Annotated in this window: 11 protein-coding genes; 7 read left to right on the forward strand and 4 right to left on the reverse strand. The window is 67.8% G+C overall.

The window, feature by feature from the left end; genetic code table 11:
* Window positions 1–29: 29 nt before the first annotated feature.
* Window positions 30–3,527: a DNA-directed RNA polymerase subunit beta gene (rpoB, locus tag AMS67_RS08215; RefSeq protein ID WP_053352778.1), complete on the reverse strand. Its 3,498-nt coding sequence runs from the start codon at window positions 3,525–3,527 to the stop codon at window positions 30–32.
* A gap of 295 nt (window positions 3,528–3,822) precedes the next feature.
* Here rpoB and AMS67_RS08220 point away from each other — a divergent pair, with 295 nt between their 5' ends.
* Entirely contained in the window at window positions 3,823–4,527 is a 705-nt protein-coding gene (locus AMS67_RS08220; RefSeq protein WP_053386937.1) for a phosphatase PAP2 family protein, read from the forward strand.
* Here AMS67_RS08220 and AMS67_RS08225 read toward each other — a convergent pair.
* Window positions 4,517–5,434 (reverse strand): VOC family protein, encoded by a 918-nt coding sequence (locus AMS67_RS08225; RefSeq protein ID WP_053387032.1) that lies wholly within the window; start codon window positions 5,432–5,434, stop codon window positions 4,517–4,519. The two genes, AMS67_RS08220 and AMS67_RS08225, sit on opposite strands and share 11 nt — an antisense overlap.
* 160 nt (window positions 5,435–5,594) lie before the next feature.
* Between AMS67_RS08225 and AMS67_RS08230 the strand changes: the two genes are divergently transcribed.
* The 3 genes from AMS67_RS08230 to AMS67_RS08240 are packed head-to-tail and all read left to right on the forward strand — an operon-like array spanning window position 5,595 to window position 7,224.
* Window positions 5,595–5,897, forward strand: a complete 303-nt coding sequence (locus tag AMS67_RS08230) for a glutaredoxin domain-containing protein (protein ID WP_053386938.1) — start codon at window positions 5,595–5,597, stop codon at window positions 5,895–5,897.
* The gene (locus AMS67_RS08235) at window positions 5,894–6,751 is read left to right on the forward strand and encodes a spermidine synthase (RefSeq protein WP_053386939.1); all 858 of its coding nucleotides are present in this window, start codon (window positions 5,894–5,896) and stop codon (window positions 6,749–6,751) included. The genes AMS67_RS08230 and AMS67_RS08235 overlap by 4 nt, the downstream gene beginning before the upstream one ends.
* Before the next feature lie 2 nt (window positions 6,752–6,753).
* Window positions 6,754–7,224, forward strand: a complete 471-nt coding sequence (locus tag AMS67_RS08240; protein ID WP_053386940.1) for a SprT-like domain-containing protein — start codon at window positions 6,754–6,756, stop codon at window positions 7,222–7,224.
* Window positions 7,225–7,249: 25 nt separating this feature from the next.
* Here AMS67_RS08240 and AMS67_RS08245 read toward each other — a convergent pair whose 3' ends face one another.
* Window positions 7,250–7,825: an NUDIX hydrolase family protein gene (locus tag AMS67_RS08245; protein ID WP_053352772.1), complete on the reverse strand. Its 576-nt coding sequence runs from the start codon at window positions 7,823–7,825 to the stop codon at window positions 7,250–7,252.
* A 111-nt stretch (window positions 7,826–7,936) separates the two neighbouring features.
* On the opposite strand from AMS67_RS08245, the gene AMS67_RS08250 reads away from it, so the two are divergent.
* Window positions 7,937–8,776: a carbon-nitrogen family hydrolase gene (locus tag AMS67_RS08250; protein WP_053386941.1), complete on the forward strand. Its 840-nt coding sequence runs from the start codon at window positions 7,937–7,939 to the stop codon at window positions 8,774–8,776.
* Between the two features lie 45 nt (window positions 8,777–8,821).
* Here the strand turns inward: AMS67_RS08250 and AMS67_RS08255 are convergent, their stop codons facing one another.
* On the reverse strand, window positions 8,822–10,135 hold the full coding sequence (locus tag AMS67_RS08255; protein ID WP_053386942.1) for a CapA family protein: 1,314 nt from the start codon (window positions 10,133–10,135) through the stop codon (window positions 8,822–8,824).
* Between the two features lie 69 nt (window positions 10,136–10,204).
* On the opposite strand from AMS67_RS08255, the gene AMS67_RS08260 reads away from it, so the two are divergent.
* Together AMS67_RS08260 and AMS67_RS08265 are read left to right on the forward strand one after the other, a co-directional pair.
* Window positions 10,205–10,993: a M15 family metallopeptidase gene (locus AMS67_RS08260; protein ID WP_053386943.1), complete on the forward strand. Its 789-nt coding sequence runs from the start codon at window positions 10,205–10,207 to the stop codon at window positions 10,991–10,993.
* Window positions 10,990–11,439, forward strand: coding sequence for an NUDIX hydrolase (locus AMS67_RS08265; protein WP_277619556.1), 450 nt, complete (start codon window positions 10,990–10,992; stop codon window positions 11,437–11,439). The genes AMS67_RS08260 and AMS67_RS08265 overlap by 4 nt, the downstream gene beginning before the upstream one ends.
* Window positions 11,440–11,509: the final 70 nt, after the last annotated feature.

The following is an 11,509-nucleotide window of genomic DNA, read 5'->3' on the forward strand; positions in this document are numbered from 1 at the left end:
GGAATTACTGAAAAGTGAAGGTGTCCGGCTTAGATCTCGTCGATCGACGAGGATTCGAAGCGGGTGGAGAGGTTGATGCCGAGCTCTTCCGCGGTGCGGTGGGCCTCGTCGTCGTTGTCGCGCAGGTTGACGGCCTGGCCGTCAGCTCCGAGTACTTCGACGTTCAGGCAGAGCGACTGCATCTCCTTCATGAGCACTCGGAAGGACTCGGGGACGCCGGGCTCGGGGATGTTCTCCCCGCGCACGATCGCCTCGTACACCTTCACGCGGCCGAGGATGTCGTCCGACTTCACCGTGAGCAGCTCCTGCAGTGCGTATGCGGCACCGTACGCCTCAAGCGCCCACACCTCCATCTCGCCGAAGCGCTGGCCGCCGAACTGGGCCTTACCGCCCAGCGGCTGCTGCGTGATCATCGAGTAGGGGCCCGTCGAACGCGCGTGGATCTTGTCGTCGACCAGGTGGTGCAGCTTCAGGATGTACATGTAGCCGACCGAGATCGGGTACGGGTACGGCTCGCCCGAGCGACCATCGAACAGGCGGGTCTTGCCCGACGAGTCGATGAGTCGATCGCCGTCACGGGTGACGAGGGTCGAATCGAGCAGACCGGCGATCTCCGCCTCCGAAGCGCCGTCGAACACCGGGGTCGCGACCTTGGTGTTCGGTGCGGCTTCGAGCGCCTGCTGCGAGAGCTTGGCAGCCCACTCCGGCGATCCGTCGACCTTCCAGCCCTGCTTGGCGATCCAGCCGAGGTGCACCTCGAGAACCTGGCCGAAGTTCATTCGGCCGGGGATGCCCAGCGGGTTCAGGATGACGTCGACGGGGGTGCCGTCTGCGAGGAACGGCATGTCTTCGACCGGGAGGATCTTCGAGATGACGCCCTTGTTGCCGTGACGACCGGCGAGCTTGTCGCCCTCGGTGATCTTGCGCTTCTGAGCGATGTAGACGACCACGCGCTGGTTGACGCCCGAGCCGAGCTCGTCGTCGTTGTCGTTCTCCGCGTCGAACACCTTGACCGAGGTGACCGTACCCGAGACGCCGTGGGGCACCTTGAGGGAGGTGTCGCGCACCTCGCGGCTCTTCTCGTTGAAGATCGCGCGAAGCAGGCGCTCCTCGGCCGAGAGCTCGGTCTCGCCCTTCGGCGTGACCTTGCCGACAAGGATGTCGCCGGGCGAAACCTCGGCGCCGATGCGGATGATGCCGCGCTCGTCGAGGTCTTTCAGCGCCTCCATGCTGGCGTTGGGGAGGTCACGGGTGATCTCTTCCTTGCCGAGCTTGGTGTCGCGCGCGTCGACGTCGTACTCCTCGATGTGGATCGACGAGAGCGTGTCGTCCTTCACCAGGTTCTGGCTCAGGATGATCGCGTCCTCGAAGTTGTGACCCTCCCACGACATGAACGCCACGAGGAGGTTCTTGCCGAGCGCGAGCTCGCCGTTCTCGGTCGCGGGGCCGTCGGCGATGACCTCGCCGGCCTCGATGCGCTCGCCGGCCTTGACGATGACACGGTGGTTGTAGTTCGTGCCCTGGTTCGAGCGATCGAACTTGCGCATGAAGTAGCTCTTCGAGCCGCCCTCGTCGTGCTCGATCGTCACGAAGTCTGCGGAGACCTCGGAGACGACGCCCGACTTCTGCGCGGTGACCACGTCACCGGCGTCGATGGCTGCGTAGCCCTCCATACCGGTACCGACGACCGGCGACTCGCTGCGCACGAGCGGCACGGCCTGACGCTGCATGTTGGCACCCATGAGGGCGCGGTTCGCATCGTCGTGCTCGAGGAACGGGATCAGCGAGGTCGCGACCGACACCATCTGGCGCGGCGAGACGTCCATGTAGCCGACGCGATCGGCGTCGACCATGATGACCTCGGAGCCGCGGGGGCGCGCGAGCACCTGCTTCTCGGCGAAGACGCCGTCCTTGGTGAGCGGGGCGCCGGCCTGGGCGATGAGGAACTCGTCCTCTTCGTGGGCGGTGAGGTAGTCGACCTGGTCGGTGACCTTGCCGTCGACGACGCGACGGTACGGGGTCTCGATGAAGCCGAAGGCGTTGATGCGCGCGAACGTGGCGAGCGCACCGATCAGGCCGATGTTCGGGCCTTCCGGGGTCTCGATCGGGCACATGCGGCCGTAGTGCGACGGGTGCACGTCTCGCACCTCGACGCCTGCGCGGTCACGCGAGAGACCGCCGGGGCCGAGAGCCGAGAGGCGGCGCTTGTTGGTCAGGCCCGCGAGCGGGTTGTTCTGATCCATGAACTGCGACAGCTGCGAGGTGCCGAAGAACTCCTTGATCGCCGCGAGCACGGGGCGCGTGTTGATCAGGGTGTTCGGCGTGATCGCCTCGATGTCCTGCGTCGTCATGCGCTCGCGCACGACGCGCTCCATGCGGCTGAGGCCGGTGCGCACCTGGTTCTGGATCAGCTCGCCCACCGCGCGGATGCGACGGTTGCCGAAGTGATCGATGTCGTCGGTCTCGAGGCGCACGTCGACCGGCTTGCCCTCACGGGTGCCGGGGAGCGTCTCGGTGCCGGCGTGCAGGCCGACAAGGTACTTGATCGTCGCAACGATGTCTTCGAGCGACAGCACCGAGTCGGTGATGGCGGCGTCGACACCGAGCTTGCGGTTGATCTTGTAGCGGCCGACCTTGGCCAGATCGTAGCGCTTCGGGTTGAAGTAGCTGTTGTCGAGAAGCGCGCGAGCGGCTTCGATGGCCACCTGCTCGCCCGGACGCTGCTTGCGGTAGATGTCCTTGAGCGCCTCTTCCTGCGTGAGGATGGCGTCCTTCTCAAGGGTGAGTGCGATCGACTCGTAGCCGGCGAACTCCTCGAGGATCTCCTCGCTCGTCATGCCGAGAGCCTTCAGGAAGACCGTGACCGACTGCTTGCGCTTGCGGTCGATGCGCACGCCGACCTGGTCGCGCTTGTCGACCTCGAACTCGAGCCAGGCACCGCGGCTGGGGATGACGCGTGCGGTGAAGACGTCTTTATCGCTCGTCTTCTCCTGAGCGCGCTCGAAGTAGACACCCGGGCTACGCACGAGCTGCGACACGATGACGCGCTCGGTGCCGTTGATGATGAAGGTGCCCTTGTCGGTCATGATGGGGAAATCACCCATGTAGACCGTCTGGCTCTTCAGCACCTGAGTCTCGGTGTTGTAGAAGGCAGCCTCGACGTACAGCGGCGCGGCGTAGGTCTTGCCGCGCTCCTTGCACTCCTCGATGGTGAACTTCTGCTCGTCGAGAATCGGGTTCTCGAACGACAGCTGCATGGTGCCAGCGTTGTCTTCGATCGGCGAGATCTCATCGAAGATCTCCTCGAGGCCGCTCTTCAGCGCGATGTCATCGCGCCCCTGAGCCTGTGCCTCGACGACACGCGATTTCCACGTATCGTTACCGACGAGCCAATCAAAGCTCTCGAGCTGCAGTGCCAGCAGATTGGGCACCGACAGCGTGTCGGAAATCTTGGCGAAGGAGAGCCGCTGGTGATCGCGGCCGTTCTTCGGATTCTGGGTGGACGATGCGTTGCGCGCAGCAGCCAAGGAAACTACCTCCGTGGGCCCCGTCGGGCCGGTTGACCTGGTCTTGCGAGAATTGCTTCGGGATCACGCGGGCGAGGCTCATCTGCGCTTTCGCGCCAGCTCCCGGGGCCTCCCGCTATATGGAGGCACACTGGTGTCCGTAGTGCAACTGCCAACTGTAACAGCATGGTTATGGGATGTCCAGTTCCCATTCCAGAATTCGCGGGGATGCGGATCGCGCAGCGTCGCACTGCATTCTCGTTCGATGCACGGACGCCTGCGTCGCACCCTCAGACGACTCCACTACCGTATCGGGATGGCACCGAGTGAACACCCTGCAGGACGCACCCCGTCGCAACGGCGGGCCTCCCCCGCACGCCGCACACCGCCCCGCGCGGCCGTGGGCGGCGCCATCGTTGCGATCCTGCTCGTCGCCGCCTTCGGCGCGTTTCTACGACTGACGCACACCGGCGCGTTGCCGATCGACACCTGGTGGAACAGCGTCGTCACCGTCGAACGCGGCTCCGGCCCCTACGCCGTCGCCGTGTTCCTCGCCCAGGTCGGCGACGGTGCCGGCTCGGCGGCGCTCGTCGCCATCTTGGCCGCGCTCTGCTTCGCGCTCCGCCGCCCACGAGATGCTGCGGCACTCATGACGGCCGCACTCATCGGCGTCGCGTGCTCCGAAACGGCGAAGGCGCTCGTGCTTCGCGTGCGTCCGTCTGGCCAGCTCTTCGAGAGCCACGGGGCGTCGTACCCCTCCGGCCATTCGATGGGTGCGGCCGCGATCGCCGTCTCGATCGCCCTCATCGCGATCGGCTCGGAGCGACTCGGTCCGCAGCTCACCCGATGGATCATCGTCGCCGCGGGCATCTGGATCGTCGCGATGCTCTGGAGCCGTACCGCCCTGCACGTCCACTGGCTCACCGATACGCTGGCCGGCGCAGCGCTGGGAGCAGCGGCTGCGGTGCTCGCCCGGCGACTCTGGTTCAGCCCCGAACGCCGCCCCGCTCTCAGTCGCTGAGCAGTTCCTCCGCAGTCGCCTGCGGCAGTGCGAGGGTGACCTGGGTGCCCCAGGGATCGTGCGCGATGATGGAGCGGCCGGTATCGGCGAACGCGATCCCGCGCCGCCGCAGGCGATCGCCGAGCGCGTCGAGATCTTCCCGCGCGGGCAGGGTGATGGCGACATCGCCCAACCCCAATCGTGCCGCACGGGGGCCCGCGCCGCGGCTGTTCCACGTGTTCATCGCGACGTGATGGTGGTACCCGCCCGCCGACGCGAACAGCGCCGTCGGGATTCCCGATACGGTCGGCTCGAACCCCAGCCCGTCGACGTAGAAACCGCGAGCCGCCGCGACATCGCCGACCTGCAGGTGCACGTGGCCGACGCCTCCGGCCTGCTGCTCGACATCGGCGAGCACCTGCTCGTCGAGGTGAGCGCGTAGGTACGCATTCGGATCGAGATACTCGGTACCCATCTGCAGTTCGGCGCCGACATAGCTCCACTGGTCTCGGGCGCGATCGACGTACAGCTCGATCCCGTTGCCCTCGGGGTCGGTGAAGTAGAAGGCCTCGCTGACCCCGTGATCCGACGAACCGGAGAAACGGCTGCGCGCATCGCTCGCGGTGCGGAACACGGTGGCGGCGAGCGCCGCCTGCGAGGCGAACAGGAACGCCGTGTGAAAGAGACCCGCATCGCCCGGTCGCACGGGTGGCAGCTCGGGAGTACCGATCAACCGCACGAACGGCACCGACCCGCGGCCGAGCACACGGTGCACCTCGGTGCCGCGGGCGCGCTCTTCGATCGGGGTGAGCGCGAGCGCCTCGGCGTAGTACGACGACATCTCTTCGAGGTCGCCGACGCGCAGCGTCACCGCGTCCATGGCGAGGTGCGGGCTCAGCGCCTGCTCGTCGACTGCTGATGCGTGCATCGTGCCGTGCTCCGTTCGTTCGCGATGCGCCGCGATCCGCAGGAACGACGCTCTCCTGTCACAGAACACGGCGCGCGTCGGTTCCATTCCCCCGGCGCGGCCGGCATCACTCTGCGCGAAATCGACATCGGAAGTCGGCGGCCCCGCGTAGGCTGACACCATGAGCGATCAGATCTCCACCGAGCCCGCCGCCGGCGCGGCCGCACCCACCACCGAGACCGTCATTTTCGGTGCCGACTGGTGCGGCGATTGCCGCCGCGCCAAGCTCATCTTCGACCGTTCGGGCACGCCCTACCGCTACGTCGACCTGGTGCAAGATCCGGCGGCCGCCGACGTTGCCCGCGATATCAGCGGCCGCACCAACATTCCGGTCATTCTGTACCCCGACGCGAGCCACCAAGTCGAACCGTCGAATGCCGACATGTTGCGCAAGATCGACGAGCTGGGGCTCTCGCGCCCGTGAGGCAGTTTCCCGACCCGGTGACGCTCAGCTCGGGGCTGAGCGCCGAGATCGAAGCCGACCGATGGGTGCCCGGAGCCGTCCAGCTCGTCGTCGACGGCACGCCGCAGTCGCACGTGAACCTCCGCGATCCGAGCGAGCTCTTCTTCGAGTACGTGCGTCGCATCGGGCACGTCATCGACCTCTTCCGCCCGCAGGGCCGCCCCATCTCTGCGCTGCACCTCGGCGGGGGCGCGTTCACGCTGCCGCGCTACATCGAGGCGACCCGGCCCGGCAGCCGACAGCAGGTCATCGAACTCGAGGGGGCACTGGTCGATCTCGTCCGCGAGGCCGCTCCCTTGCCGAAGCGGGCGAGCATTCGCGTGCGTCGGGGCGATGCGCGCGATGTCGTCGCCAAGCTGCCCGAGGGCATGCGGGGTGCGATGGATCTGATCGTCGTCGACATCTTCGCCGGCGCACGCACGCCGGCCCACGTGTCGAGCGTCGAGTTCTACGAATTGCTGCGGCCACTGCTCACGCCCGATGGCGTCGTCGTCGTCAACGCGGCAGACGGCGCGGGGCTCCCGTTCGTGCGCGGTCAGGCAGCCACACTCGATCGCCTCTTCACGTCTGCGGTCGCCATCGCCGAGCCCCAGGTATTGAAGGGCCGCCGGTTCGGCAATGTCGTCTTCGTCGCCTCCGACGCCGACCTCGAGGCGCTCGAATGGTTGCCCCGCCTGCTGGCGGGGGGACCGCACCCGGCCCGCATGCTCGTCGGGCGCGAGTTCGCCGAGTGGGTGCGCGGTACTGCGGCGGTCACCGACGCGACCGCCGTCGACTCCCCCGAGCCGGCCCGCGAGCTCTTCGAACGGAACTGATCGTGTCCGATCTCGCGCGCGTTCGCGTCTGGGCGGAGGCGCTGATCACGGCGCACCTGCAGCCGCAGCTCGCACCCGGTGACCGGCCCTGGTCGTTCGCATTCGATCACGCCAAGCGCCGCGCGGGGCTCTGCAACTACACCGACCGTCGCATCACGGTGTCGCGCTACCTCGCCGAGAAGTTCGACGACGATGAGATCCATCAGGTGCTGCTCCATGAAGTCGCCCATGCGCTCGCCGGTCCCGAAGCCGGCCATGGAGCGACGTGGAAGACGATCGCCCGCGACCTCGGCTACGTCGGCGGAGTCACCCACCACGGCGAGATCGCGCACGAACGCGCGCCGTGGGTGGGGCGCTGCTCAGCAGGGCACGAGCACTATCGCTTCCGCAAGCCCACACGCCTGCACTCGTGCGGTCAATGCGCGAAGCGGTTCGCGCCCGAGCACGTCATCTCCTGGCGCTCGCGCGACTGACGCAGCGGGACGACCTCGCCCGCGGTCAGCAGCTCATGGACGAGAGCGCCTGCCGCAGCAGGGCACCCCGGCCATTCACGAACTCGTCGAGATTCGCCGGGTGCAGCGCCTGGTCCGGGGCCATCCACGTGACCTCGAGCGCATCCTGGCGCGGATTGCAGGTTCCGGTGACCGGCACGACGTACACGAGCGACACCGCGTGCTGGCGCTCATCCACATACGGCGAGATGCCGGGCATCGGAAAGTACTCCGCGACCTGCACCGGCACGAGGGCCGCGGGCATCTGCGGAAACGCCATCGGCCCGAGGTCATTCTCAAGGTGGCGGAAGAGCGCCTCTCGCAGCGTCTCGCCGTAGCGCACGCGCCCGGACACGAGCGACCGCGTCATCACGCCCTCGGGGGTGCTGCGCAGGAGGAGACCGACTTCGACGACCTGGCCGAGACCGTCGAGGCGCACGGGCACCGCTTCGACGTACACGATCGGCAGCCGGCCGCGTACGAAGCTGAGCTCGTCATCGCTCAGCCATCCGGGGTTGCCCGGCGGCGTCGGTCGATCTTCCGGCCCCTCGGGGTCGGGGAGCTCGGCGGTATCGATCGTCATACCCTCACCATTCCCGGTCGCGCGGCTCGCACGCGCGAACCGATCCGCGTCCCATCTTCGCATGACCCGAGACGCTGTCGCGCTCGGCACGCCTCACCTAGGCTGGGAGTCATGCAGGTCACCGAGCACGCCCGTTCCGAGTCCACGCGCCGTGTCGCGCTCGTGCAGATCGCCAGCCCCGAAGCAGAAAGCCCGCAGGCACGCATCGCCCGCGTCGAGGCGCTGCTGCGTCACACCGGCCCGGTCGACCTCTTCGTGCTGCCCGAGCTGTGGAGCGCCGGCTACTTCTCGTTCGAGCAGTACCGCGAACGCGCCGAGACGCTGGACGGGCCGACGGTGCAGATGGCGCAGCGCGTGGCGCGCGACCTCGGCTCGGCCGTGCACCTGGGCAGCTTCGTGGAGCTCGGGAACGACGGCCGGCTGCACAACACGGCCGTGTTGATCGATCGCGCAGGGCGGATCGCGCAGACGTATCGCAAGATTCACGTCTTCGGCTATCAGTCGCTCGAATCGCAGTTGCTCACCCCGGGGTCGAGCCTCAGTGTCGTGCCGGGGCCGCTCGGCCCGACCGGCAGCACGACCTGCTACGACCTGCGCTTTCCGGGCCTGTGGCAAGAGCTGAGCGCCCGCGGAGCCGAAGCCGTCATCGTGCCTGCGGCGTGGCCGGCGGCCCGTCGCGAGCACTGGCGCTTGCTGACCCAGGCTCGGGCAGTGGAGCACCAGCTCTGGGTGATCGCGGTGAACGCCTGCGGCGCGCAAGGCGACGTGCAGCTCGGTGGGTTCAGCCGCATCGTCGACCCGTCAGGGCGCATCGTCGCCGAGTGCGGCGATGCGGAAGAGGTGCTCGTGGTCGAACTCGATGGCGCGCGGGTCGCGGAGGTGCGCGGCGAGTTCCCCGTGATCGGCGACCGTCTGAGCATCGACGACTACCGGGCGCTCGCACGCGACTGAGGCGCCGCGCTCGCCAGCGAACGGGTGTAGTTCACGGAGGCGGCGCTACTCCGGAAGGATGGTGACGTCCGGGCCGAGAATCGCACTCGATGTCGCCACCTGTTGCTCGGCGGTCACGCCGAAGCGCGTCGTCGCCAGCAGCGCGTCTGCCTGCGCCAGCGGCGTGATCGACAGGTTCGTGCGGGCGAGCAGATCGTTCGCCGCCTCCTGCTCCGCCGTCCAGTCGTAGTGCATGTAGGTGAGGATGCCGGTCGGGTTCGCAATGCTCACCGCGCCGGTTGTCGAGTCGCGCATCGCATCGAAGCCGGCGATCACCCCGGTGCGCTGGTCGAGTTCAATCTGGGTGTTGAGCATGTTGCCGATCGAGTACCAGACGAGCGTGCGCCCGCCATCGGCGCGGTCGAGCCAGGCCGTGGTCTGCAGCACGTGCGGGCCGGTGCCGACGATGACGTCGGCACCGAGATCGGCGACCTGCTGCGCAAATGCCCGCTGCTGGTCATTGACCTCGTGCGAGTCTTCGGTACCCCAGTGCGCCGAGACGATGACCACGTCGGCCGCAGCGCGCGCCTGCGTCATGAGGTCGGTGACGAGGGCCGTATCGCTCATCATGTTCAGCGAGACCCCGTCGATGGGGGCATTCGAGTACTCGGCGAACGACACGAGAGCGAAGGTGATGCCGCCCTGCTCGAACACCGGCACCGAGCGCTGTTCTTCGGCCGTGCGGTTGGCGCCATCGACGACGGCCGGTGCCAGCCCGTCCCAGACGCCGCGCGTCGCCGCGATACCGGCGGCGCCGAGGTCAGCCGAATGGTTCGTCGCGATGTTCACGAGGTCGCACCCTGCCGTGGCCTGCAGCGCCTGCGCGAACTCTGCGGGCGCGTTGAAGGTGGGGTACCCACTGATGCCGAAGTCGACGCCGGCGCTCGGCACCTCCTGGTTGCAGAAGGTCACGTCGGCGGCGGCGAGTTGCGGGGCGATGCCCGAGAAGAATGGGCCGTAGTCGTACGTGCCATCTGCGCCGAGCGCGTTGGCGTTGACCGAGTCGTGCGGCAGCATGTCGCCCATGGCGATGACGTGCACCGATCCATCGTCGTCACTGGTCGCGGGAGCCTCCGTCGGCTCCGCTTCAGGGGTCGGCGACGCACTCGGGCTCGGTGCGGGGGTTGCGACCGGCGGCGCTTCGTCGCGCGACGCGCCCCAGACGAGCGCCGCCGCTCCTCCGCCCAGACCGAGCACGGTTACGGCGATCGCGCCGAGCGTGATCGCCGTGCGGGCGCGACGCGAGAGCCGCTTCCTGCCGGTCACCGCGATGGGGGTGTACCCGGGTTCAGGGGTGCGCGATCCGCTGCCGTCATCCATGCGTTCCAGCCTAGCCGGGGCCTACGACAGTCGGGCGTCGGATCGAGCCCGAACGCTACGATGGAGGGTATGACACTGCGAGCGATCACCCGCGCGACGATCGCCCTCCTGGCCTCTGCAGCGGCGCTCGGCAGCGTCGGGTGCGCCCCCGAGCCGAACGACGCATCGGGCGCTTCGGCTTCGTCCTCGCCCACGTCAGTGGCACCCGCCACGACAGAGCCCTCGACCCCATCGCCGACCGCACCGGCGTTCGACGCGACCGCGAACTCGACCGATGATCCGATGTCGATCTGGGTCGTCAGCAACAAACTGCGCCCGCTGCAGCCCCTCGACTTCGCCCCCACCGACCTCGTCATGCCCGAGGGCGTCGAGAACGAGTTCACCCAACCGCTGCGCGAACCGGCCGCGCGGGCTGCCGAAGCGTTCATCGCGGGTGCGGCCGACGCGGGGCTCGACGTCCGCATCATCAGCGCCTACCGCGACTACGCGACGCAAGTCTCCCTCTACGACAGCTACGTCGCCCGCGATGGCCAGGAGGCCGCCGACACCTATTCGGCGCGCCCCGGCTTCTCGGAGCACCAGACCGGTCTGGTGATCGACCTCGACGATCACGGCAACTGCTACCTCTCCGCGTGCTTTGGCGACACCCCGGCCGGCGTCTGGCTCGCGGAGCACGCGGCCGAGTACGGGTTTATCGTGCGCTACCCCGACGGCAAACAGGAGGTCACCGGTTTCATGCCCGAGCCCTGGCATTTCCGATTCGTCGGCACCGACCTCGCGCAGCACCTGCGCGACACCGGCGTCACCACGCTCGAGGAATTCTTCGGTCTCCCCGCAGCCCCCGGGTATGCCTCGTGAATCCTCAGAAGCACAGCGACGTTCCGGAGCACCCGAGCATCGCTGAGCGCGTGATTCGCGTCAGCGCCGTCGTCATGCGCGATGCGGCCGGGCGGGTGCTCAACGTGCGCAAGCGAGGCACTGCGTCGTTCATGCTGCCGGGCGGCAAGCACGAGCCTGATGAGGCGCCGATCGACACCGCGGTCCGCGAGTTCGGCGAGGAGCTGGGTATCGATCTCGATCGCGATCTGCTGCGCCCGCTGGGCGTCTTCCGCGCGGTGGCGGCGAATGAACCCGGTCACATCGTGGAGGCGACCGTGTTCGAACACCCGTTCGTGGAGTCGGCCGACGCCGCCGGGCCGCTGGCGGAGATCGCTGCGGTGGAGTGGATCGATCCCGCAAGCGATCGCGATGACATTGCGCCGCTGAACACCGATTACATCTTCCCCGCACTGCTGCAGGGCTGAATCGCGGCACGGCGCGAGCGCGCCCGTTTACCCGCGATTCATCTTTCGCGAAGCGATTGCATAACTTTCA

It is taken from the genome of Leucobacter japonicus, assembly GCF_001273855.1.
In the GTDB taxonomy this organism is placed as follows: domain Bacteria; phylum Actinomycetota; class Actinomycetes; order Actinomycetales; family Microbacteriaceae; genus Leucobacter; species Leucobacter japonicus.

What these genes read in the sequence shown, in the direction of transcription:
- AMS67_RS08220 (WP_053386937.1), top strand. Translation starts at nt 3,823, where the DNA reads ATGGCACCGAGTGAACACCCTGCAGGACGCACCCCGTCGCAACGGCGG.
- AMS67_RS08225 (WP_053387032.1), bottom strand. Translation starts at nt 5,434, where the DNA reads ATGCACGCATCAGCAGTCGACGAGCAGGCGCTGAGCCCGCACCTCGCC.
- AMS67_RS08230 (WP_053386938.1), top strand. Translation starts at nt 5,595, where the DNA reads ATGAGCGATCAGATCTCCACCGAGCCCGCCGCCGGCGCGGCCGCACCC.
- AMS67_RS08245 (WP_053352772.1), bottom strand. Translation starts at nt 7,825, where the DNA reads ATGACGATCGATACCGCCGAGCTCCCCGACCCCGAGGGGCCGGAAGAT.
- AMS67_RS08250 (WP_053386941.1), top strand. Translation starts at nt 7,937, where the DNA reads ATGCAGGTCACCGAGCACGCCCGTTCCGAGTCCACGCGCCGTGTCGCG.
- AMS67_RS08255 (WP_053386942.1), bottom strand. Translation starts at nt 10,135, where the DNA reads ATGGATGACGGCAGCGGATCGCGCACCCCTGAACCCGGGTACACCCCC.
- AMS67_RS08260 (WP_053386943.1), top strand. Translation starts at nt 10,205, where the DNA reads ATGACACTGCGAGCGATCACCCGCGCGACGATCGCCCTCCTGGCCTCT.